Below are 21715 nucleotides of genomic sequence, written 5' to 3' on the forward strand. Positions count from 1 at the left end.
CACCATGCGCCAAGCGGAGAGCCGGTGATCCTTCGCGCTCCGGGGCTGCGCGAAGGATCACCTCAGGCCGCCTCCATTACCGGCGGATCTGCTTCGCGGAATTTAGCTCAGCGTCTTCAGCGCCGCCGCGTCGTACGGCTTCGTCCCGTCGACCTGGCCGGCCAGGACCTTCGCCGCCCACTCCGGGTCCTGGAGCAGGGCGCGACCGACGGCGACCATGTCGAACTCGTCGCGCTCCAGGCGGTCGAGGAGGTTGTCGATGCTGCCGACCGCGGCCCCCTCGCCCGCGAACGCGCGGATGAAGTCGCCGTCGAGGCCGACCGAGCCGACGGTGATGGTGGGCCTGCCGGTGAGCTTCTTGGTCCAGCCCGCCAGGTTCAGGTCCGAGTCATCGAACTCAGGGAGCCAGTAGCGGCGGGTGGAGGCGTGGAAGGCGTCGACGCCGGCCGCGGCGAGCGGGGCCAGGATCGCCTCCAGCTCCTCCGGGGTCTGGGCGAGCTTCGCGTCGTAGGCCTCCTGCTTCCACTGCGAGAAGCGGAAGATCACAGGGAAGCCGGGCGAGACGGCCTCGCGGACCGCGGCCACGATCTCGGCCGCGAACTTCGTACGGGCCACGGGGTCGCCGCCGTAGGCGTCGGTACGGCGGTTCGTCGCCGCCCACAGGAACTGGTCGAGGAGGTAGCCGTGGGCACCGTGCAGTTCGACGCCGTCGAAGCCGATGCGCTCGGCAGCTGCGGCAGCCTCGACGAAAGCACCGATGACGTCGTCCAGGTCCTGCCGGGTCATCGCCTTGCCGGTGCCCTCGGTGCCGTCGACGCGGATGCCGGAGGGGCCGACGGCGGGGGCGTCGGCGTAGGGGGCCTCGCCCTGCTTGCGCACCATGCCGATGTGCCACAGCTGCGGGACGATCGTGCCGCCCGCCGCATGAACGGCGTCGGCGACCTTCGCCCATCCAGCCAGCTGCTCCTCACCGTGGAAGCGCGGCACACGGTCGCTCTGTCCGGCCGAGTCGTGGCCGACGTAGGTTCCCTCGGTCACGATCAGACCCACACCAGCGGCGGCGCGACGGGCGTAGTACGAGCGCACGTCCTCACCCGGAACGCCGCCCGGGGAGAACATGCGCGTCATCGGTGCCATCACGATGCGGTTCGGGACGGTCAGGCCGTTCAGCGTGACGGGCCGGGACAGGATCTCGGCCGCACGGTGGGCCGAAGACGCGGTGACGGACACTGAGGTGCTCCTCGCAGGTACTTGATAACGTTGATGGTTGATAACATCAAGCAATGAGAAGACGGTAAAACTAAATATTTGAGATTGTCAAGTTTCCTGGGGTAAAGTGACTGCCATGACAGGAACTGCCCGCGTAGATACAGCTCGGCTCATGGAGCTGCTCTCGGTGTCCCTCGGCGCCTACTACGGCGACTTCACCATCGCGGCAGCGAGCGAGAACCTCACCGCGAGCCAGGGCAAGGCGCTGACCGTGCTGCGCCGGGGCCCCGCCGCAATGCGCGCCCTGGCCCACACCCTCACCTGCGACGCCTCCAACATGACCGGGATCGTCGACCGGCTGGAGAAGCGCGGCCTGGTGCGCCGCGAGCCCAGCCCCTGCGACCGGCGCATCAAGAATGTCATCCTCACCGCGGAGGGCGAGCGCGTCGCCGACACGATTCGCGCGAAGATGCGCACCACGCAGGAGGGCCTGGACAGGCTCACCGACGAGGAGCGGGACTCCCTGCACACCCTGCTGGAACGAGTCTTCCCTACCCGGCCCTGCACCTGAGCCGGGGCAGGTGACGGCGCCGCGGTCCGTTCACCTCTCGACGGCCGCCGCACCTTCGGCCATACCGCGAGTCCGGCGCCGGCAGCCCGGCCGTCCGCCGTCGAGGCCGGCCCGCTTCGCGTCCGGCACCGTGAGGGCGATGGCGAACAGCGGCCGGAAACCGCGGCGTTGACCAGGAAATAGGGCGTGCCGGACCCGCCGGTCCGGTGCGGAGGCAGATGGACGAGACCTTGGTCTATACCAACCAGCGCCGTCCCAGTATCCTCATCCGTGGCCAGTAGCACACTCTTCCCCCACCCAGGTTGCGTGCTGGCGCGGGCGACGCCCACCTATCTCTGCCCCAAGCAGCCGGGTGAACCTCCCCATTCGCCGCCTCTAGGAGTCACGGTGAAATTTCGCACCAGAAGCTCGGCGATCATCGGCGCCATCTGCCTCGTCGCTTCCCTCGCCTTGACCACGGCGTCCGCCGACGAGCCCGGCGCCCCAGGTCAGGCAGCGAAGGTCACACTGAAGAAGGTCGCCACGGCCCAGAATCCGTCCGCCGGTACCGCCGGGCCCGGCGGTACGGTCTGGATAGCCGAACGTGCGGGCACCGTAAGGGTCTTGGGCCCCAAGGGGCTCGGTGAGCCCGTCCTCGACATTTCCGGCGAGACCACCACCGACGGCGAACGCGGCCTGCTGGGCATCGCGTTCGACAAGAGGTTCGCGCACTTCTACATCTCGTTCACGAACCTTGAAGGAACCAGCACCGTGGACGAGTTCGCCGTACGGGGCGGCAAGATCCAGCCGAACACCCGACGCACCGTCCTCACCCAGACGCAGCCCTACTCGAACCACAACGGCGGCGACATCAAGTTCGGCCCCGACGGCTACCTCTACATCGCGTTCGGTGACGGCGGCGCGGGCGGCGATCCGCACGGCAACGGGCAGAACCTCGACACGCTGCTCGGCAAGATGCTGCGGATCGACCCGAGCGGCGGCAAGCCGTACGCGATCCCGCCGGACAACCCGTTCGTCAACGACCCGAACGCCAGGGACGAGATCTGGGCGTACGGGCTGCGCAACCCGTGGCGGTTCTCCTTCGACGCGGGTACGGGCGATCTGCTGATCGGTGACGTCGGCCAGAGCGACTGGGAGGAGATCGACTGGGCCCCTGCGAGCAGCAAGGGCGGTGAGAACTACGGATGGTCCCAGATGGAGGGCACCCACCCCTTCCGGGGCGGCACGGAGCCCGCGAACCACGTACCGCCGATCCACGAGTACGACCGCACCGGACTGGGCTGCTCGGTGATCGGCGGATTCGTCTATCGGGGCAAGGCGATCCCGGACCTCAAGGGTCAGTACGTGTTCAGTGACTACTGCGACGGCACCGTCCGCGCCCTGCAGTTGGAGAACGGCAAGGTGACCGGGGTGAGCGACCTCGGAGTCAACGGCGGCGAGACCGTCTCGTTGGTTCAGGGCTGCAAGGGCGAGCTGTACGTGCTCGCCATTGCCGGCGGCATCTCCCGCATCGACCCGGCGTAACGACTACGTGATGCCGAAGCTGCACGGCAGCGAGTAGCCCCAGGGCCGGCTCGGAGTTCGGCCTCTGTGCCGAACTCCGAGCCCGGGTCACCAGGCGCCGTGGTGGGCCAGGCCCAGTGCCAGGGCGGCCCCCGCGGTCAGGAGGAACACGATCCCGCCCACGATGTTGCGGGACCCCACTCTCAGGTGGGCAAAGATCGCGCCGATGAAGTACAGCACGAGGCCCGAGGCGGCAAGAGTTCCCAGGAGCGGGACGGCCAGTCCGGCCAGCAGCCCCACGGTGCCCGCCGCCAGCAGCATGCCCAGCACCGGTACCCACTTCCGGGCTATCCCCTTCATGTCCGCCTGGGTCTTGGGGTATTCGTGGCCGATCAGGTAGGTGACGGCCGCGGCGCCGTTGAAGACCGCGCCGAGGATGGTGACCGTGACATAGGCGGCGAACACGATTTCTCCGATTCTGTGGTGAGTAGCACTGGTGAGCAGTCCGTCATGGGATGCCGCTCTCCTCCATGACGAACCGTGGACTCACTTTTGTGACACGGTGGCCGACCGGGCATGCCAGTCGTCCCGGAGCAGCACGTTCTCCGCTGAGCACCACCGCACGACGGTGCTGTAGGGGCCGCGATCGATGCTCCCTCTGCACTGATGACCGTCCCGGGGCCAATGAAACGGAGCTCAGCCGGCAGCCCCCGGGAGCCGGGCGATGACGCCGGACAGGTCGGTGCCGGCAGGGAGCGTGCCGAAGGCCAGGCCCTGGTCACCGGCCAGCCGCGAGGCGCAGAACGCGTCCGCGACGGCGGCCGGGGCGTGCCGGACGAGGAGGGAGCCCTGCAGCACCAGCGCCATGCGCTCGACCAGCCTGCGGGCGCGCACGGCCGCGTCCTCGGTGAGCACCAGTTCGTCGCGCAACTGCCGCCAGGCCGCGTCAAGTCGTGCATCCGCGCCTGCGGCGATCTCGATCTCGGCACCGAAGGCGTCGAGGGACTCGGGTTCGCGGGTCAGGGCGCGCAGCACGTCGAGTGCGTTGACGTTGCCCGAGCCCTCCCACAGGCCGTTGAGCGGGGCCTCCCGGTACAGCCGGGGCATCCCCGACGTCTCGTCGTAGCCGTTGCCGCCGAGACACTCCAGGGCTTCGGCGACCGCCGCCGGCTGGCGCTTGCACACCCAGTACTTGCCGACCGCCGTGGCCAGCCGCAGGAACACCCGCTCCCCCGCGTCACCACGCTGTGCGCGGTCGGTCGCTCCCGCGATCCGCAGCGCCAGGGTGGTCGCGGCCTCCGACTCGATGCCGAGGTCGGCGATGACGTTGCGCATCAGGGGCTGGTCGATCAGCTTGGTGCCGAACACGGAGCGGTACCTGATGTGATGGGCGGCCTGCGCGAGTGCGGCACGGGTCCCGGACGCGGAGCCCAGGATGCAGTCGAGCCGGGTCATCGTGACCATGTCGATGATGGTCCGCACACCCTGCCCCTGACGGCCCACCGGCCAGGCGACGGTGTCGTCGAACTCCGGCTCGCTGCTGGCGTTGCTGCGGTTGCCCAGCTTGTCCTTCAGCCGCTGGATGCGGAAGGTGTTGCGACTGCCGTCCGGGAGCACTCGCGGAACCAGGAAACAGGACAGCCCTCCCGGAGCCTGTGCCAGCACCAGGAACACATCGTTCATCGGAGCGCTGGTGAACCACTTGTGGCCGCGCAGCCGCCAGGTGCCGTCGGGCTGCTCGGTGGCGACGGTGGTGTTGGCCCGTACATCGGTGCCGCCCTGCTTCTCCGTCATGCCCATGCCCGCGAGCAGACCGCTCTTGCCTGCGGGGGCACGCAGACCCGGGTCGTACGTCCGGCTCGTCAGCAGCGGCTCGTAGACAGCGGCCAGCTCCGGCGCCGAGCGCAGGGCGGGGACGACCGCGTAGGTCATCGAGACCGGGCAGCCGTGCCCCTGCTCGGCCGAACTCCACACCATGAAGCCCGCCGCGCGCGCCACATGGGCGCCGGGCCGGGCGTCGGCCCACGGCGCGCCGCCGAGACCCTCCCTGATCGCCACGTCCATGAGCGCGTGGTACGAGGGGTGGAAGTCCACCTCGTCGATCCGGTTGCCGTAGCGGTCATGGGTGCGCAGCACCGGCTCGTTGCGGTTGGCCTCCTCGGCCCAGCGCTGGACCTGCTCCGAGCCGGCCAGCCGGCCCAGGCGGTGCAGGTCCTCCACGTACCACTCGGCGCCCTCGCGGCGGACTCCCTCCAGCAGTACGGCGTCGTCGGCGACATCGTGGCCGACCAGCGGCGGCGGCTGGTTGGTCACCTCATGGGTGCGTGCGGTGGGGTCGCTGCGCAGTGCGGCGTCTGCTGTCGTGGTCATCTCGGTCCTCCGGACTCGGGGTCGTACCAGGGCGCGGTCACAGCCGGTCGGCGTCCGCGTCGGCGTCGTGGTCGGCCCTGGCGTCGAGCGGTGCGGCAGCACCCGCGCAGCGCAGGGCCATCGCCACCAGCTCGGTGACCAGATGGTCGGCGTCGGCGCCCTCGGCGGGAGCGGACAGTGGGTCGACGAGCACTTCGCCGATCGCCCCGGTCAGCGCGGCTGCGGTGACCTCCGGGTCCTGGTCGGGCAGCTGACCTGTGTGGATGCCCTCGCGGATCACCTCGGCGAAGACCTCGCGGTAGCGGCGCCGGAACTTCAGCCGCTCCTGGCCGAGCGCCGCTTCGGCCGGCGCGGCGAGCAGGGCGTGGGCCAGACCGCGGGACTCCATGGCGCGGCGGGCGAAGACGTCGACGCCCAGCGCGAGCCGCTCGACCGGGTCCCGGCCGCCCTCCGTGAGGACCTTCCCGAGCACTTCGACCTCACGTCCGGACGCGCGGCGGAAGACCTCGACGGCCAGCGCGCCTTTGGAAGGAAAGTGCTGGTAGACCGAGCCGACCGACATCCCCGCCGCAGCGGCGACCACGGTGACGGATGCGTTGGCCCAGCCCACATCGGCCACGACGGCGGTCGCCTGCTCCACCAGATGCTCTCTGGCGGCGGCGAGGCGGTCCTGCACAGCGGGTGTCTTGCGGTAGGCCACGCAACAAGTGAACCACTGTTCAGATCTTCACGCCAGCCTCCGTCCGCGCAGGTTCTCCCCACCGGTCGAGAGGGACTTGGAGCACATGGTCACCGCAGAGCCGGGTACGGGTGCCCGGCCCAGTGTTCGGCGGCGGTGATGCCGAGCAGCACGACGTCGTGGTAGCTGCCGGCGAAGAACTCATGCTGCCGAAGCCGCCCCTCCTCCACGAATCCCAACCTGCGGTAGAGGGCGAGGGAGGCGTCGTTGAACGAGTAGACCTCTACTTCACACTTGTTGTGGCGCTGCTCGGCGAACATGTAGGTGAGGAGCAGTTCGGTGGCCTCAGCCGCGTACCCCTTCCCGCGGTGATCCCGGCTGATCTCGATCCCCGTCTTGAATCGTCCCGCACGGGCATCGGTCTCTCCGACCGTCACAGCCCCTGCGAACGCACCGTCGTCCAGCACCTCGACGACCAGCCGGAACGCTTCACCCCCTGGCGGACGCCCCGCACGCTCAGCAGTCCACGAACGAAAGCTCTCGTCCGAGCGTGGGGGCTCGACCATGTCGGCGTTGCGGACGTCGACGGTGTTCTGGGCCAGGTCACGGAAACACTCCCAGTCCTTCGCCTCGACACCTCGCAGACGTACCTTCTCGCCGGTCCACATCTCACTCATGGCACCCCCCACTCCAGTCGGTTGCGGCCGCTGACGGCCAGACACTCAAACGCCACACAGTAGCGGTGAGACGCGGCCGCGCCCGCGTGGGCAATCCGGTCCCGCGCAGCCCTCACGCCGGGCCACGTCCACGAGATCGCTGAGGCCGCACTCGACCACGTCGGAGACAGAATTCGGAAGACGTGGAAGGCAGCGCCGACCTAGCGTTTCGCGCATGACACCTCCCGACTGCGATATCGAGAATCAGCCTGGCGTGGCGATCCGCAGCCAGGACAACCCTGCCGTCGGCGTGACGCTCTGCGACCGTTTCAGCTTCGACCAGGATTCCGTGCACTATGCCGTCGAACTTCGGGCTCCCGGTCTGACCGCTCGCGTCGAGGAGGTGGTTGCCTGGTCCTGGGACAGCGACCTCGCACCCTTCCTCGAAGAACTCGCCGCGGACTTCCGAGGATGGGACGGCGAACGGTGTTGGCAGACGCATGACGGCGATCTGACGGTGTCGGCCGCCTTCCGGCCAGGCGGTCACGTCGGGCTGACCTGGACCGTGCGCCCCTGGCCCGACGCCGCCGGCGGATGGTGCGCCTCGGTGACCACCTGGCTCGAGGCCGGAGAGCAAATGGCCTCACTCGCGTCCGATGTCCGGCACTTCCTCGCTGACGATCTGTGACGGCAAAGAGACCCAGCGCGTCCCACCTGCCCCACCATGTCCTCCCTGGCCCATCGCATCGACCGTCCGGATAAGGTACGAAGTCCGGTGTGAACGAACAGACCCAGCCCGCGACCGTTCGCGTGTTCATCGCCCTCGCCCCGCCGGACCCTGCGAAGGAAGAACTCGCCCGGGAGCTGCGCCCCGCCTACGACACGCACCCCCAGATGCGATGGAATCGCGTCGAGGACTGGCACATCACCCTGGCGTTCCTCGGGGAGCTCCCGGCCGAGACGGTTCCGCTGCTGCGCTCGCCTCTCGCCGAAATCGCAGCGCACCACCGACCACCTCGCCTGGCACTGCGCGGCAGCGGAAGCTTCGACGACCGGGTGCTGTGGAGCGGGATCGAGGGAGACCTCGATGAGCTGCACATGCTCGCGGCCGACGTGCGTACCGCGGTCAAGAGATGCGGTGTCGCCTTCGAGGACAGGCCCCTGCGCCCGCACCTGACACTGGCGCGTGCACGCCGGGGTGATCGGTCCTCTGCGGTGGAGATCGCCGCCACGCTCACCGGATTCACCGGCCACCGATGGCCTGCCGAACGCCTGCACCTGGTCGGCAGCAACGTCGGCCGCAGCAGCGGACCGATCCACTACCGCGACATCGAGGCCTGGGCCCTCGGCAGCGGGTCCCCCGGTGGAGCCTGAACGGCCGGCCTGATCTGGGCACCACCCTCGACAAGAGGTAGAACCTTGCCATGCCAAGCTTCGAGGTCACACCGATAGGCACAGTCCGGAACAACAGGACGGACGTCCAGCACACGGACAACTGGGGTGCCGTCCGCAGCACGATCACGGTCGACGAGCGCTTCGGCGAAGCGTGCCTCCAGGGTCTGGAGGGCTTCTCCCACGTGGAGGTCCTCTTCGTCTTCGACCAGTTCCCGGAACACGACGACCACCGCGAACCCCGCCCCTACCGCGGCCGCCCCGACCTCCCGCCCGTCGGTGTCTTCGCCGGCCGCGGCCCCCGCAGACCGAACCGCATCGGGGTTACGTGCTGCGCCATCGAATCCGTCAGCGGCCGCGAACTGACCGTGGTGGGTCTCGACGCGGTTTCGGGCACCCCGGTCATCGACCTGAAGCCGACGATGGCGGAGTTCCAGGCGGTGAACATCGAACAGCCGGAATGGGTCAGCAGCCTGATGTCGGAGTACTTCCGGCCGTAGACGGCCCGTCCCGCTCGACCGCGCTCACCAATTCCCCTATGAGCAGGTCGCCATGCGGCGGGAATGTCCGCCGGCTCCGGGACTCGACGCGGAGGCGCTGGGCGCCCGGGCGTAGGCTTCGCCCAGCACCGACCGGGGGGAGCGGAAGACATGACGGCCGAGGCAGCGCAGAGGTGGGGGTCGACCCTCGATTCGGTGGTGGTGTACGAGCAGGGTGCGGTCTGTCGCCGCCTGGCCCGGGGCAGCGTGCCGTCGGACGGCAGGGTGCGGGTGACGGGACTCCCTCGCTCGCTGGACCCGGGGTCGCTGCGGGCCCGTGTTCTGGGTGCCCCCGGGGTGCGCGTCAGTGAAGCTCGGGTAGAGGTCGAGGCCGAGCCGCTCGGCACCTCCGCGCCCGACGAGTTGCAGCACAAGGTCGAGCAGTTGCGGGACGAGTACGCGGCGGCGCAGCGTCGCCGGGAGCATCTGCTGAGCCTGATCGAGGAGGTCAGGGCTCTGCACCCGGTCCCGCCGGCCCGCAAGCGTGACGACCCGCACCGTCGCACCCCGGTCGACGCGTGGCTGGAACTCGCCGACTTCGTGGACGAGCGGCTGACGGGACTGCACACCCGCCTCGTCGAGGCGGAGGAGGCGCTGCGCCGTATCCAGCACGAGCTCGACATCGCCGCGGACAGGCTTGCCCGCGCCTCCACCGACGCGCCGTCGGCACACGTGGAGACCACGGTCTCGGCTTTCGTGATCGTCGACCTCTCCGGCGCCGGTGACGTGAGCGCGCACCCGGACGCTGAGGTCGAACTGGAACTGGAGTACGGGGTGCCGGGCGCCGTCTGGGTACCGGCCTACCGTCTCACTCACCGTCAGGGCGACCTCGGCGGCCGTCTGGTGCTGCGCGCCTCGGTCGCCCAGCGCACCGGCGAGGACTGGACCGACGTGTCCATCGCCCTGGCCACGGCCGACCTGCGGCGCGGTACCGAGCTGCCGAAGCTCCGCTCGATCCGGATCGGACGCCGTCAGCTCGCCTCCTCGCCTTCTGGCTGGCGCGAGCCCCCGGCCGGCCTCGCGGACCTGTTCGCCGGGTACGACGCGGCGGGCCCCCGGCCGGCCACGACCACCGCGGTGCCCGTCGCCGCCCCATCCTGGCCCGTGCCGCCGCCACCACCGCTGTCGCCGGCACCGCAGGCCTACGGCGCGCCTACCGGTGCGTTCCCCGTGCCGGGCAGCGCGGGCGGCGCCTTCCCGGAAGCCTTCACCGGCGCCATGCCCGCCGCCGCACAGCCGGTCCAGGCCCCGGACAGACGGAGATCCGGTGGCCAGACCTTCGCTGCCCCCGCCCCCATGGCACCCGCGCCTCCTGGTGGAGCCGCACCGCCGCCGCCACCTCCTGCACCGGCGGCCGGTCCGCCGCAGCCGAGCGGCGCCGAGCTCGACTACGCCGGCCTCGTCCTGTACGGCCCCGACGAGCCAGGCGGTCGCAGGGGGCGGTTGTTCCCCGGCTCTCCGTTCGACCCGGTGGCTGCCGAGTACCGCCGCCGTGCCGAGTCGGTGTCCGCACTGCGGCTGCCCGGGCACTCCGTGCGGCCCCGCGAGTCGGCGGGTTCCTTCGACCACCGCTTCGACCCCGCCGCCCGCGCCGACATCCCGTCGGACGGCACCTGGCACACCATCACCGTCGGCGAGATCCCGGTCGGTCTGCACACCGAGTACCTGTGCCTGCCGTCCTTGGAAACGACCGTGTACGCGACGTTGGTACTCTCCAACGCCACCGACCAGGCTCTGCTCGCCGGCCCGGTGGAGGTCACCGTCGACGACGACTTCCTGCTGACCACCGCACTGCCCACGGTCGCCCCCGGTGGCGTCTGTCAGATCGGGCTCGGACCGGCCGAGGGTGTACAGGTCACCCGCCGTACGAACCTCCACGAGTCCACCTCCGGCCTGCGCAACAACACCACCGTGCTCGACCACCGCGTCCATGTGGAGCTGGCCAACCGCCTCTCGGCGCCCATCACCCTCGAGGTCCGGGAACGGGTGCCCGTCACCTCCGAACCGGATGTCCGGATCGTGGAACGCGCCGACTGGACGACACCCGAGGACGGCCCGGGGTCCGATCGCCGTACCCCGGGCACCCGCGTCTGGCGGGTGGACCTGCCCGTCGGCGGCACCGCCGTGCTCGACGGCGGTTACGAGATCCGAATCCCGGCCGGCAAGGCCCTCATCGGCGGCAACCGCAGGAGCTGACAAACCCATGACCACAGCCCCCCAGCCGATCGCCCTGCCCGTCACCGCCGTCACCTGTCTGGAGGACCGCGCCCACGTCGAGCGTGCCGTCGTCCTCGAACTGGAGGCGGGAGTCCAGCGGTTGCGTCTCGGGCCCGTCAGCGCGATGGCCGTCGACCGGACCCTCCATGCCGAGCTGACCGCCGACCACCCGGCGGCCGTACTCGACGTGCGGATAACCCGCAGCTGGACGCCGCGCGGGCCGCTCCCGGACACCGATGACGACTCCGCCCTGCGTCGGCGGGTACACACGCTCGAAGAGGAACGGCTCGCCCTGGCACAGCGGCGCGACCGCCTGCAGGCCCGCCGGGATCTCCTCGGCCGCATTGCCACCGATCTGCTGCGGGAGATCGGCGAGGGTGCAGGCTCCGGAGAGACCGACGGACCCCGCTGGGCACGCGAGCTGGACCGGGTGGACGAGGAACGCGGCTCGTGCGGTGAGCAACTCCGTGCCGCCGAGGCCCGGCTGGCCGCCCTCGTCGACGAGATCGGGGAGGCGCAGCGAGCCCTCCACGTATCGGAGGACGAGCCCGCCGAGCTCGTCGGCCATATCGAGCTGACCGTGGAAACGGCGGTTGCCGGGCCCGTCGGGCTGCGCCTGAGCCACCTCATCCCGTGTGCGTTGTGGCGTCCCGCCTACCGGGCCGTGCTCGACGGGGACTCCCTGACGCTGGAGACCGACGCGATGGTCTGGCAGCGCACCGGCGAGGACTGGTCGGACGTACGGCTGACGCTGTCGACGGCACGCTCTGCTCTGGCCACCGATCCGCCGCGCCTGGGAGAGGACCGGCTGACGCTCACGGACCGCTCCGTCGCGGAGCGCCGCACGGTCGACATCGAGCTGCGCGAGGAGGAGATCGGGACTCTCGGCCCGTCCCCGGTGCTCGGCCTGCCGGGAGTCGACGACGGCGGCGAGGCACGGGTGTTGCGGTCCCCGGCACAGGTCTCCGTGCCCAGTGACGGCCACGCGCACCGCGTGCCGCTGTCCGCTTTCACCACGGCCGCGCACAGTGAGTACGCCTGTTCGCCCGAGCTGTCCCCCTTGGTCACACGGGTGGTGCGATTCGACAACCTGGCGGGTCATGCACTGCTCGCCGGACCGGTGGACCTGGTCCGCGACAGCGGATTCAGCGGCCGGGGGACGCTGGACTTCACCGCCCCGGGCGCCCCCGTGGAGCTCGCCTTCGGCAGCTGCGACGACCATCGGGTGGTCCGGCATGCCGAGGAGTCGCGCGACTCCACCGGAATGACCCAGCGGACCGTCATGACGCGCACGATCCGACTGCACCTGTCCCGGTTCTCCGCCCCCGGAGAACAGGGCGACCAGGTGGTCGCCCTGCGGGAGCGGCTCCCGATCTCCGAAGTCTCCGCGGTGGAGGTCCGCATGCGCGAGGAAGCCTGCTCCCCGGCGCCCGATGCGGTCGACGCCGAGGGCATCGCCCGATGGGACGTCACCCTCCCGCCCAACGGCCACCGGACGCTCACCCTGGTCTACGAGCTGTCGGCGAGCGCCAAGGTCACCGGGCTCTGAGCTCCACGCTCGGCTACGTGGATGGCCGAGTCCCCTGCGGGTTGTGCGGGACTCGGCGGTGTGCGACCAGGGCGGTGACGCCTCAGCCCGCCACCGCCGCCCGGTAGGGGCGGAAGAACGCGCGCAGCTCCTGCGCGTAGAGCTCGGGCTCCTCGAACGGCGCGAAGTGCCCGCCGCGCGGGGGCTCGGTCACGCGCACGGCGTTCGTCGTGCGCTCGAGCCATGCCCGCGGCGGGCGGACGACGTCGCCCTGGAAGAGCGAGAAGCCCGAGGGCACTTCGACCCGGCGGGCATGCTGGGTGCGCGGGATCGCGGCGTTCGCGCGGTACATCCGCATCGACGAGCCGATCGTCCCCGTGAGCCAGTAGAGGGTGACGTTCGTGAGGATCTCGTCCTTCGTGAAGCTCCGCTCGACGTCGCCGTCGCAGTCGCTCCATCCTCGGAGCTTCTCGACGATCCACGCGGCGAGCCCGACCGGCGAGTCGTTGAGGCCGAAAGCCGCGGTCTGGGGCTTTGTTCGTTGCATGGATGCGTAGGCGCCCTCGGTCGCGCCCCAGGCCGCGGCGCTGTCGATCCAGGCGCTCTCCTCGGGTGCGAGGTCCGCGGGGTCGCCGGTGAAGACGGGCAGTCCCCCGTCGGTGCGGTGGACGGCCACGACCCGGTCGGGGTGGTCGAGCGCCAGGTAGCGGCTCACGTGGCTGCCCATGTCCCCGCCCGCAGCGCCGAACCGCTCGTAGCCGAGGACGTCCATGAGCTCGGCCCACAGGCCTGCGACGGCGATGGAGTCGAGGGGCGTGCCGGTGGGGCGGTCGGAGTACCCGTAGCCCGGCATGTCGGGCACCACCACGTCGAACGCGTCGGCAGGATCGGCGCCGTGCGCGCCGGGGTCGGTGAGGAGAGGGATGACCTTCGCGTAGCGCCAGAACGAGTCCGGCCAGCCGTGGCTGAGCACCAGCGGCAGAGCGGACCCGGCGTACGCGGCGGCCCGGACGTGCACGAAGTGGATCCCGAGGCCGCCGAGGGGGACACGGAAGTGGGGCAGCCGGGCCAGCGCCGCCTCCTGCGCCGGCCAGTCGAACTCGTCCGCCCAGTAGGCGACGAGCTCACGGAGGTAGGTGATGTCGGTCCCGAGCGACCACCCGGCGTCCTCGGGCGCGTCCGGCCAGCGCGTCGCCCGCAGCCGTGCCCGGAGGTCCTCGAGCGCCGCGGGCGCCGTCTGCGGGGTGAACTGCTCGGGGCGGGGCAGGGCGTCCGGCATGGGACGCATGCTAGCGCCTCTCGTTCGGATCACTCCGAGCCCGCGGGGCCTGACACGCGCGACTGCAGATGGTCCGACCCGGGCCGGGGATCACCGAATAGCGAGCGATCAGCAAACATAATGCCGTCCATGAACTCCGCGCACCCCGCCGGTACCGACAAAGGCAAGCTGGCGCACCGCCTTGTGCCCATGACGGGTCGTGACCCGAAAGAGCTCGCCCGCTCCTCCTCCCCACTGGAGCTGCTGTTCGACCTGACCTTTGTGGTCGCGGTCGGCACGGCGGCCTCCCACTTCGCCGACATGGCGGCCGAGGGGCATCCGGGGCAGGCGGTCACCGCGTTCGTACTGGCGATGTTCGCGATCAGCGTGGCGTGGATCAGCTTCAGCTGGTTCGCCTCCGCCTTCGGTACCGACGACTGGCTCGACCGGGCCCTGACGATGGTGCAGATGATCGGCGTCGTGGTGTTCTCGCTCGGCCTGCCGGCCATGTTCCACTCCGTCGAAGAGGGGGGACACCTCGAGCTGCGCGTGATGGTGCTCGGATACGTCGTGATGCGCATCGCGATCGTGCTGCAGTGGTGGCGCGCCGCCCGGGAATCCCCCTCGTACCGTGCCGTCTGCATGGCGAACATCCGCTGGATCGTGACCGCCCAGCTCGGTTGGGTCGTGGTCGGATTCACGCAGCCGCCGCTCGCCGTCGCGTTCGTCGCCTTCGCCGTGCTCGGGGCACTGGAACTGGCGGTTCCGGTGCTCACGCAGGGCAGCGCGGGCGGAACCCCCTGGCACCCCCACCATGTGGCCGAGCGCTACGGCCTGTTCGCGATCATCGTTCTCGGCGAGAGTGTCGTAGGTACCGTCGCCTCCTCGGGCGACCTCCTCGGCGGCGTGGACGGACTGCACTGGAGCGGGAACGCCATCGCCGTCGTCGTCGCCGGCGTCGGGCTGACCTTCGGCATGTGGTGGGTGTACTTCTCCACCCCCTTCGGTGACGTCCTCGTGCACCGCCGCAACCGCGGATACCTCTTCGGCTACGGACACATCCCGCTGTTCATGGGGATCGCCGGGGCCGGCGCCGGACTCCACATGGCCGGCCTGCAACTGGAACACCACTCGGAGCTCGGTGACGTCGCCGTCGTCCTGTCCCTGGCCATCCCGGTCGGCCTCTACCTGCTGATGGTCTATCTGCTGCACACGCTGTTGCTGTCCGCCGCGGACCGCTTCCACCTGCTCCTGATCTCCGTCACTCTCGCCGTACTTCTCACGGCCGTCCTGCTGTCCGCCGCCGGAGTAGCGATCGCGGTGTGTCTGGTCATCATCATGCTCGCCCCGTTCGTCACCGTGGTCGGTTACGAGACGGTCGGCCATCGTCATCAGCGACGCATGCTGCAGGAACTCGCCGCAGGGGGCCACTGACGAACTGTCGGAGCGCATGCCCGGGCGGTTCACCCGTCGGAGGCGAGGCGGTTCAGCCACTCCCCCAGCAGGTGCTGTTCCCCGCTGCTGAGGGGCGTCTGTTCGGGCAGCGCAGCGCGCAGGGCGCGGGCGGCTCCGGCCGGGCCCGCGTCCTGTACGGCCGGTTCCTCGTTGGTGACGGCGGAGACCATGGACTCACGCATGGTGGTCAGCAGGGCGGGGTTGCGCCCGTTCTCGGGCAGGGACAGCCAGGTGAGCACCGCACCGCGCGCCGTGGCATGAATGATCATGGCCGCGAGTTCTTCGTCCACCCGGAGCCTGCCGCCCACGGCAAGGCGCCTCACTCGCCCCATCAGGATGTCCATGCCTGCCTTGAAGGCCGGTGACTCGGCTCTCGTGGGCTCGCTCTCGGTGCGCAGGCAGGTCAGGCGACCGCCGCCGATGACCAAGGTGTCCCATGCAGGTATCCTGCAGCGGGATTTGCGGGCGACAGCGAAGAGCTGACGCGGTTTCAGCCGGGGGGTCAACGTGGTGCGCGTACTGAAGGCGGTGGTCCCTGTCATCGCCCTGGTGGCGGTGGCGGCGGGATGCTCCTCGTCCGAGGGCAAGGACGAGCAGCGGCTGACGGAGTTGCGGGAGAACTACTGCACGCAGCTCGGGACATGGCAGAGGGCGCGGAACGCGGCAGACACGGACACCCCGGATCCGTCGGGGTTCGACGAGATCGGGGCCGTCGCTCAGGACGCTTTCCTCGCGATGCGACCGCTCCAGGACGAGGCAGTCGGCGGAGGCCGCACCTTGGCGGAGGCGACGGTGGCAGCGATGAAGAACAATGACTCCGAGGCGGAGGGCCGCGTCGTGCAGTACTGCGATGATTCCGGCTTCGAGACACTGATGCGCTGATGACCTTGGGCCTCCCCTGTCAGCTGAAGGCCCTGCGGTAACTGTGAGGGCTGACACCGGTGGACTTCTTGAAGCGGTCGCGGAAAGCGGTCGGTGAGCCGAAGCCGACCTGGGCACCAATGCGTTCGACGGTGTGATGGGTGGATTCCAGAAGGTGCTGGGCCTGGCGGATGCGGGCTCGGTGGAGCCACTGGAGTGGGGTGGTGCCCGTCTGTTCGCGGAAGCGGCGTATCAGGGTTCGGGTGCTGACCCCGGCGTGGGCGGCGATGTCGGCAAGGGTGAGCTCGGTGCCGAGGTTCTCCTGGAGCCAGGCGAGGAGCGGTTCGAGAGTGCTGCCCCGAGGGGTGGGCGCGTAGTCGTGGACGATGAACTGCGCCTGCCCGCCCTCGCGCTCCAGAGGCATGACGGACAGCCGGGCCGCGTCGGCGGCGACGGCGGAGCCGTAGTCGCTGCGGATCATGTGCAGGCACAGATCCAGGCCTGCGGCGGCGCCTGCCGAAGTGAGGATCTGGCCGTTGTCGACGTAGAGGACGTCCGGGTCGACCTCGATGTCCGGGTAGGAAGTGGCGAGGAGTTCGGCCGCGATCCAGTGGGTCGTGGCGCGCAGGCCGTCCAGGAGCCCGGTGGAGGCCAACGGGAACGTGCCGGAGCAGATGGAAGCGATGCGCGTGCCGTCCTGGGCGGCCGTCCGCAGTGCGTCGCGGACAGCCGGAGTCGGCGGGACGGTGGGCCGGGCGGTACCGGGCACGATGATCGTGTCCGCACCCTTGAGGCCCTCCAGCCCCCAGGGTGAGCGCAGGGTGAACGCGCCCGCGTCGGTCTCCGGCTGCTCCGCGCACACCCGGATCTGATATCCGGGGCGGCCGTCCGGGAGACGGGTGCGCGTGAAGACCTCGATGGGGGTGGAGAGGTCGAACGGGATCACCTGGTCCAGGGCGAGGACGGCGACAGTATGCATGCCCAGAAGGTACCTCTCCGTATGACCGGAATGAACTGATCCACCGGTTGGCAGTCTCGGGATCCAGCGCCGGACAATCTCTGATTCCCCAGGTCAGAAGGTCGCTCCTGGATTTGGCGTTATTCCGTTGGAGGGTGTCATCAATGCCTCTGGGAGGCGGAGTGGCAGCTGGCTAGCGTCAAGGGTGAACCCGGCGCCGACCGGGCCGGCCGGACCCGGAGGACCCCACCCATGCGCGCCCAGATCGTCCTGTTCGATGGTTTCGACCCTCTCGATGTCATCGCGCCCTACGAAGTGCTGTACGCCGGCGGCACCTCATCCGGCGGCCTGGTGAGCGTGGAACTCGTCTCCGCCGAAGGGCCGCGCGAGGTGGTCAGCGGCACCGGAGCCCTGGCGCTGCGCGCCACTGCCGCACTCGACCCCGCAGGGGCGGACCTGATCCTGGTTCCCGGCGCCTCGGGCCGCGTCGGAGTGCCCGGCGAGGTCCCCGACCATGACGCCGGTGCGGGTGAGTGGGAACAGGACGCATTCATCCCGGTACTGCTGGGCCGCACGCTCACCACCGAGCTGCCCGCGCTTCTGAAGGCGGCGATGGACGACCCCCGGGTGGTCGTCGGCGCGGTGTGCGGCGGATCGCTCGTCCTGGCGATGGCCGGCCTGCTGGAAGGACGCCACGCCACCACCCATCACATGGGCCTGGACATGCTCGACGCCACGGGTGTCCACGCGGTGAGGGCGCGCGTCGTCGACGACGGAGACGTCGTCACCGGTGCCGGCGTCACCTCCGGGCTCGACCTCGGCCTCTACCTCCTGGAGCGCGAGGTGGGCCCCCGGATCGCCCACGCCGTCGAGGAACTGTTCGCCCACGAGCGCCGCGGCACGGTCTGGCGCAACGAGGGCCCGATACCCACCGGCCTCTGACCACCCTCCCCCTCTGTCATGCAGCACACCCGTCAGGAAGAGAAGAAGACATGCACGTCGAAGGCACCTGGGATCTGTCCATCTCCACGCCCATCGGAAGGATCGAGGCCGTGGTCGAACTCCTCGACAGGGACGGTGTCCTGACCGGAGTCGCCCACGGGGCGGGAGAGGAGGTCCCGCTCAGCGACGTCGCCCTCGACGGCGACCGGCTCACCTGGAAGCAGGCCGTCACCAGGCCCATGCGTGTGAACCTGGTCTTCGCCCTGGAGGTCGACGGCGACACTCTTGTCGGCACCTCCAAGGCCGGACGCCTGCCCGCCTCCAAGGTGACCGGTCTGCGCCGCACCGTCCCGGCGGCCTGATGCCGGGGCGGTCCAGTGACCGGTTGCGTCACTGGACCGCCCCGGTTGCTGTCAGCCGAGCGGTTCGATCCAGAGGTTCCTGAAGCGGACCTTGTTGCCGTGGTCCTGGAGCCGGATCGCGCCTGCCGATGCCGATTCGGCGTCACCGGCCCCGGTCGGGCCGTCGATGGCCACGTTGTCGTGGACCTTCTTGCCGTTCCACACGACAGTGATCCTGGCGTCGTCGGTCTTCTTGCCCGCGGCGTCGAAACGGGCCGCGCGGAAGTCGATGTCGTACGTCTGCCAGGTCTCGGGAGCGGTCGCCGCGTTCAGGTCGGCGGCCTTCTTGTTGTAGAGGGACGCGGCCTCGTTCGCGGCGAGTTTCTCCACTCCGAACGAGTCCAGGATCTGGAGCTCGTACCGCTCCTGGAGATAGATGCCGCTGTTGCCGCGATCCTGCCCGGTGACATCGTCCGGCAGCTTCGGCACCCGGAATTCGGCATGCAGTCTGAAGTCGCCGAAGGCCTGCTTGGTGCGGATGTCGCCGCAGCACACCTCGATGGAGTTCTCGGCGGTACGCGGCCATTCGACGCCACGGCCGTCGGTGTGCTGCCAGCCGGTGGAGACGCTGCCGCCGGAGAACAGGTCGATGCGGCTGCCCGGCCTGCGCACCTCGATCATGTCGAGGTTGACGTGGCCGGAGTCCTCGGGCCGGTAGGTGTAGGTGATGGTGTTGCGGCCCTTGCGCAGGTCGAGCCGCTCGGTCCCGGTGGACCAGCGGTTCCAGGCGCCGGTGGAGGGGAGGCTGGTCTGCCGCGCCTGCCCGCCGTTGACGCTCACGCCGATCGTCTTGGTGCCGGTGAAGGGGTTGGGGCCGTTGGCGTAGCGGAGCCCCACGTCATACGCGCCCTTCACGGGTACGTCGACGTCGAAGGTGGCGGTGGCACCCTCGGTGCCGAAGCCGTCGACGAAGCCGCCCCCGGTGTAACCGGCGTGCTCGGTGTCGATGCCCGCTCCCCCGGAGAGTCGCGCGGACTCGGCGTCGTACCCGGTGACGGGAGCCTCGGGGCCAGGGAGGGCGTTCAGCGTGTACCAGGCCTCGGTGGACCAGAGCTGCTCACCGTCCGCGGAGGCGAACGGGCGCGGCGAGCGTACGTGCACCACCCGGTCGGTCTTCAGGCCGGGCACGGTGATCCTGACCGTGCGGCGGTCGTCGGAGACCTGGGCGGCCGCGACGGGGAGCTTCTCCTCGTCGACCTTCGGGCCCCCGTACGCCGGGGTGGGGACGTAGCGCCACTGCTCGACCGAGTAGGCGCCGCTCGTCAGCTTGGCGACGGTCTCCTCCGACAGGGGCTTGGTGTAGCTGAGTTCGAAGCCGTCGCGGGTTGCGCGCATGGTCTTGATGTCGAAGACGCTCTTGCCGTTCGGTGTGAGTTTCTGGAGGCCGAAGCGGAGTTTGCCTTCCTGACCCCAGTTGCCGTCGGCGCCGAGGCCGCCCGCGTAGATGGCGCCGTCCGGCCCGGTGCTGATCCGGGTGATGCCTGCTTCCAGACCCTGCGTGTGCCGGAACACCGCGCCCTGGTACTCGCCGTCCACCTTCTCGAGGTCGGCGCGCTGGATTCCGCCGTAGGTGACGTCACCGAAGAGCAGCTGCCCAGCGAAGGGTCCCTTCTTCAACAGCATCGGTGTGCTGGGCGAGTTGGCTATTTCGTTCTGCGGCAGCCACAGCACCGGCTTGGTGACCGTACGGTCGTCGAACGGGCCGTCCGGGTTGGTGTAGTGGTTGAAGAACCGGTCCTGCTTGACGTGGACCAGTTTGGAGGCGGGCAGCCAGCCGCCCTGGTTGTCGGTGACGAACAGCTCCCCCTCGGGGCCGCGTCCGATCCCGTTCGGTGTGCGCAAGCCACCGGCCAGGTAACTGACCTTTCCTGTGGCCTTGTTGACCTTGATGGTGGTGCCACGGTTCGCGGCCGGCTGCGGATCGGTCGTCGCACCGCCGTAGTTGATGGCGACGGACAGGTTCAGATAGAAGTTCCCGTCCTCGTAGAGCAGGCCGAAGGCGAACTCGTGGAAGTTCCCTCCGTATGGCCACTCGGCGACCTTGCGGATCTCGCCTGCCGTGTTGTCGCCCTCGATGTCCGACAGCTCGGTCAGCTGGTGCTTCTCCGAGACGTACAGCTTCCCGTCGACGTACTTGATCCCCATCGGCTCCCTGAGGCCGCCGGCGATCTTCTTGTACGTGACCTTCTCCGGGCCGGTGTCTCCCGTGACGTGGTCGAGGACGTACACCTCTCCCTTGGTCTCGGTGCTGCCGCCCCAGGTGGTCACGGCGAGTCTGCCGTCCGGCAGCCAGTCCATCGCGGAGACCTGGGGCTCGAAGCCGGCGGGGCGCAGGTCGGTGAGGGTGTAGCCGGGGTTGACCGAGGTGAGCGGGAGGCCGTCGCCGGGGGTGTCGTAGGTGCCTTCGCACTCCTTGCGTCCGGGGGCCGTGACCCGGACGACACCGGCGTCGGTACTGAGCACGGAGTTCGGGACGAGGGTGAAGTCGGATGCCCCCGGCGGCTTCCACTGGAGGGTGACCTGCTGGCCGCCGCCGCGGTCGAAGTGGTCGATGTGCAGGGCGTGGTAACCGGGGGCGAGGGCGATCTCACCGTCCTTGGGCTCGGCGCCGTGCAGTCCGTCGTGGTCGATGACCTGCTGGTCGCCGATGAGGAGGCGGGAGCCGTCGTCACTGATCAGACGGAAGGCGTACGTGCCGTCGGCGGGGACGTTGATGTTGCCGATGATCTGCGAGACGAAGTTGTCGGTGAATCCGAAGCCGTCGGTGGAGGACCAGTCGGCTGTCGGGATCAGCTTGTCGACGTTGGGTGTCTGGGCGGGCTTGAGGTCGCAGAGTGCGTCCAGCGGGGACTGAATGTCGAAGACGCGGAGTGTGACACCGGGTTCCTGGGGCGGCAGGTCCGCGAACGGCCTCTCGTCCGCACCGGCGGTGCCGGCGGCGAGGCCGCTGGTGAGAAGCACCGAGAGGAGCAGCCCGGTGATTCTTCGTGCTCTGGGGCGATGACTACGGAGGTTCGGGTACTTGCGTGGCGTCACTCTTCCTCCTGCTGGGCGCTGCGGTGCGGCGCGACCGGGGCGGCCCGCGTCCGCGGAGTGGAGTTCGTGCACGTACGAGTGGTGCGATGGCGTTCCGCTCCGTTGCAAGCGGTCTGCCGCGCGAAATCGACGCCCAGCGT

At 69.8% G+C, this 21715-nt stretch carries 20 protein-coding genes; 11 read left to right on the top strand and 9 right to left on the bottom strand.

The annotated features are described in order from the left end of the window. Nucleotides 1–102: 102 nt before the first annotated feature. A complete protein-coding gene (locus OG257_RS01915) occupies nucleotides 103–1230 on the bottom strand; it encodes an NADH:flavin oxidoreductase (protein ID WP_329204264.1) in 1128 nt (375 codons plus the stop codon). A gap of 151 nt (nucleotides 1231–1381) precedes the next feature. Between OG257_RS01915 and OG257_RS01920 the strand changes: the two genes are divergently transcribed. Together OG257_RS01920 and OG257_RS01925 are read left to right on the top strand one after the other, a co-directional pair. Beyond that, on the top strand, nucleotides 1382–1780 hold the full coding sequence (locus tag OG257_RS01920; protein WP_329204265.1) for a MarR family winged helix-turn-helix transcriptional regulator: 399 nt from the start codon (nucleotides 1382–1384) through the stop codon (nucleotides 1778–1780). 387 nt (nucleotides 1781–2167) lie between these two features. Continuing rightward, nucleotides 2168–3304: a PQQ-dependent sugar dehydrogenase gene (locus OG257_RS01925; protein WP_329204266.1), complete on the top strand. Its 1137-nt coding sequence runs from the start codon at nucleotides 2168–2170 to the stop codon at nucleotides 3302–3304. A gap of 87 nt (nucleotides 3305–3391) precedes the next feature. Here the strand turns inward: OG257_RS01925 and OG257_RS01930 are convergent, their stop codons facing one another. From OG257_RS01930 to OG257_RS01945, 4 genes are all read right to left on the bottom strand, one after another. After that, nucleotides 3392–3748: a DoxX family protein gene (locus tag OG257_RS01930; RefSeq protein WP_329204267.1), complete on the bottom strand. Its 357-nt coding sequence runs from the start codon at nucleotides 3746–3748 to the stop codon at nucleotides 3392–3394. A gap of 231 nt (nucleotides 3749–3979) precedes the next feature. Then, entirely contained in the window at nucleotides 3980–5653 is a 1674-nt protein-coding gene (locus tag OG257_RS01935; RefSeq protein ID WP_329204268.1) for an acyl-CoA dehydrogenase family protein, read from the bottom strand. Nucleotides 5654–5690: 37 nt separating this feature from the next. Further along, nucleotides 5691–6353 carry a TetR/AcrR family transcriptional regulator gene (locus OG257_RS01940; RefSeq protein ID WP_329204269.1) on the bottom strand — a complete coding sequence of 221 codons (663 nt, stop codon included), beginning with the start codon at nucleotides 6351–6353 and terminating at the stop codon, nucleotides 5691–5693. 89 nt (nucleotides 6354–6442) lie between these two features. Further along, on the bottom strand, nucleotides 6443–7009 hold the full coding sequence (locus OG257_RS01945) for a GNAT family N-acetyltransferase (RefSeq protein WP_329204270.1): 567 nt from the start codon (nucleotides 7007–7009) through the stop codon (nucleotides 6443–6445). Nucleotides 7010–7223: 214 nt separating this feature from the next. On the opposite strand from OG257_RS01945, the gene OG257_RS01950 reads away from it, so the two are divergent. The 5 genes from OG257_RS01950 to OG257_RS01970 all read left to right on the top strand — a co-directional run bounded on the left by OG257_RS01950 (nucleotide 7224) and on the right by OG257_RS01970 (nucleotide 12685). Continuing rightward, entirely contained in the window at nucleotides 7224–7676 is a 453-nt protein-coding gene (locus OG257_RS01950) for a DUF6228 family protein (RefSeq protein ID WP_329204271.1), read from the top strand. Nucleotides 7677–7765: 89 nt separating this feature from the next. After that, nucleotides 7766–8362 (top strand): RNA 2',3'-cyclic phosphodiesterase, encoded by a 597-nt coding sequence (gene thpR, locus OG257_RS01955; RefSeq protein WP_329204272.1) that lies wholly within the window; start codon nucleotides 7766–7768, stop codon nucleotides 8360–8362. A 50-nt stretch (nucleotides 8363–8412) separates the two neighbouring features. Continuing rightward, on the top strand, nucleotides 8413–8880 hold the full coding sequence (locus OG257_RS01960) for an SAM-dependent methyltransferase (RefSeq protein ID WP_329204273.1): 468 nt from the start codon (nucleotides 8413–8415) through the stop codon (nucleotides 8878–8880). 150 nt (nucleotides 8881–9030) lie between these two features. Beyond that, the gene (locus OG257_RS01965) at nucleotides 9031–11115 is read left to right on the top strand and encodes a DUF4139 domain-containing protein (protein WP_329204274.1); all 2085 of its coding nucleotides are present in this window, start codon (nucleotides 9031–9033) and stop codon (nucleotides 11113–11115) included. A gap of 7 nt (nucleotides 11116–11122) precedes the next feature. After that, nucleotides 11123–12685, top strand: coding sequence for a mucoidy inhibitor MuiA family protein (locus OG257_RS01970; protein WP_329204275.1), 1563 nt, complete (start codon nucleotides 11123–11125; stop codon nucleotides 12683–12685). Nucleotides 12686–12767: 82 nt separating this feature from the next. Here OG257_RS01970 and OG257_RS01975 read toward each other — a convergent pair whose 3' ends face one another. After that, the gene (locus OG257_RS01975) at nucleotides 12768–13943 is read right to left on the bottom strand and encodes an epoxide hydrolase family protein (RefSeq protein WP_329204276.1); all 1176 of its coding nucleotides are present in this window, start codon (nucleotides 13941–13943) and stop codon (nucleotides 12768–12770) included. Between the two features lie 129 nt (nucleotides 13944–14072). Between OG257_RS01975 and OG257_RS01980 the strand changes: the two genes are divergently transcribed. Continuing rightward, a complete protein-coding gene (locus tag OG257_RS01980) occupies nucleotides 14073–15356 on the top strand; it encodes a low temperature requirement protein A (protein WP_329204277.1) in 1284 nt (427 codons plus the stop codon). A 29-nt stretch (nucleotides 15357–15385) separates the two neighbouring features. Here the strand turns inward: OG257_RS01980 and OG257_RS01985 are convergent, their stop codons facing one another. Continuing rightward, nucleotides 15386–15709, bottom strand: coding sequence for a hypothetical protein (locus OG257_RS01985; protein ID WP_443054241.1), 324 nt, complete (start codon nucleotides 15707–15709; stop codon nucleotides 15386–15388). 175 nt (nucleotides 15710–15884) lie between these two features. Here OG257_RS01985 and OG257_RS01990 point away from each other — a divergent pair, with 175 nt between their 5' ends. Beyond that, complete coding sequence (locus tag OG257_RS01990; protein ID WP_329204278.1) at nucleotides 15885–16259, top strand: hypothetical protein; 375 nt, start codon at nucleotides 15885–15887, stop codon at nucleotides 16257–16259. A 19-nt stretch (nucleotides 16260–16278) separates the two neighbouring features. On the opposite strand, the gene OG257_RS01995 is transcribed toward OG257_RS01990, so the two are convergent. Continuing rightward, nucleotides 16279–17217, bottom strand: coding sequence for a GlxA family transcriptional regulator (locus OG257_RS01995; protein WP_329204279.1), 939 nt, complete (start codon nucleotides 17215–17217; stop codon nucleotides 16279–16281). A 231-nt stretch (nucleotides 17218–17448) separates the two neighbouring features. Here OG257_RS01995 and OG257_RS02000 point away from each other — a divergent pair, with 231 nt between their 5' ends. Next, a complete protein-coding gene (locus tag OG257_RS02000; protein WP_329204280.1) occupies nucleotides 17449–18138 on the top strand; it encodes a DJ-1/PfpI family protein in 690 nt (229 codons plus the stop codon). Between the two features lie 50 nt (nucleotides 18139–18188). Further along, nucleotides 18189–18500 carry a hypothetical protein gene (locus tag OG257_RS02005; protein WP_329204281.1) on the top strand — a complete coding sequence of 104 codons (312 nt, stop codon included), beginning with the start codon at nucleotides 18189–18191 and terminating at the stop codon, nucleotides 18498–18500. 51 nt (nucleotides 18501–18551) lie between these two features. Here OG257_RS02005 and OG257_RS02010 read toward each other — a convergent pair whose 3' ends face one another. Then, complete coding sequence (locus OG257_RS02010) at nucleotides 18552–21575, bottom strand: family 16 glycoside hydrolase (protein WP_329204282.1); 3024 nt, start codon at nucleotides 21573–21575, stop codon at nucleotides 18552–18554. Nucleotides 21576–21715: the final 140 nt, after the last annotated feature.

It is taken from the genome of Streptomyces sp. NBC_00683, assembly GCF_036226745.1.
Classification (GTDB): Bacteria; Actinomycetota; Actinomycetes; order Streptomycetales; family Streptomycetaceae; genus Streptomyces.

What these genes read in the sequence shown, in the direction of transcription:
- OG257_RS01995 (WP_329204279.1), bottom strand. Translation starts at nt 17,217, where the DNA reads ATGCATACTGTCGCCGTCCTCGCCCTGGACCAGGTGATCCCGTTCGAC.
- OG257_RS01945 (WP_329204270.1), bottom strand. Translation starts at nt 7,009, where the DNA reads ATGAGTGAGATGTGGACCGGCGAGAAGGTACGTCTGCGAGGTGTCGAG.
- OG257_RS01975 (WP_329204276.1), bottom strand. Translation starts at nt 13,943, where the DNA reads ATGCCGGACGCCCTGCCCCGCCCCGAGCAGTTCACCCCGCAGACGGCG.
- OG257_RS01985 (WP_443054241.1), bottom strand. Translation starts at nt 15,709, where the DNA reads ATGGGGCGAGTGAGGCGCCTTGCCGTGGGCGGCAGGCTCCGGGTGGAC.
- OG257_RS01980 (WP_329204277.1), top strand. Translation starts at nt 14,073, where the DNA reads ATGAACTCCGCGCACCCCGCCGGTACCGACAAAGGCAAGCTGGCGCAC.
- OG257_RS02005 (WP_329204281.1), top strand. Translation starts at nt 18,189, where the DNA reads ATGCACGTCGAAGGCACCTGGGATCTGTCCATCTCCACGCCCATCGGA.
- OG257_RS01970 (WP_329204275.1), top strand. Translation starts at nt 11,123, where the DNA reads ATGACCACAGCCCCCCAGCCGATCGCCCTGCCCGTCACCGCCGTCACC.
- OG257_RS01960 (WP_329204273.1), top strand. Translation starts at nt 8,413, where the DNA reads ATGCCAAGCTTCGAGGTCACACCGATAGGCACAGTCCGGAACAACAGG.
- OG257_RS01935 (WP_329204268.1), bottom strand. Translation starts at nt 5,653, where the DNA reads ATGACCACGACAGCAGACGCCGCACTGCGCAGCGACCCCACCGCACGC.
- OG257_RS01950 (WP_329204271.1), top strand. Translation starts at nt 7,224, where the DNA reads ATGACACCTCCCGACTGCGATATCGAGAATCAGCCTGGCGTGGCGATC.
- OG257_RS01920 (WP_329204265.1), top strand. Translation starts at nt 1,382, where the DNA reads ATGGAGCTGCTCTCGGTGTCCCTCGGCGCCTACTACGGCGACTTCACC.
- OG257_RS02000 (WP_329204280.1), top strand. Translation starts at nt 17,449, where the DNA reads ATGCGCGCCCAGATCGTCCTGTTCGATGGTTTCGACCCTCTCGATGTC.
- OG257_RS01965 (WP_329204274.1), top strand. Translation starts at nt 9,031, where the DNA reads ATGACGGCCGAGGCAGCGCAGAGGTGGGGGTCGACCCTCGATTCGGTG.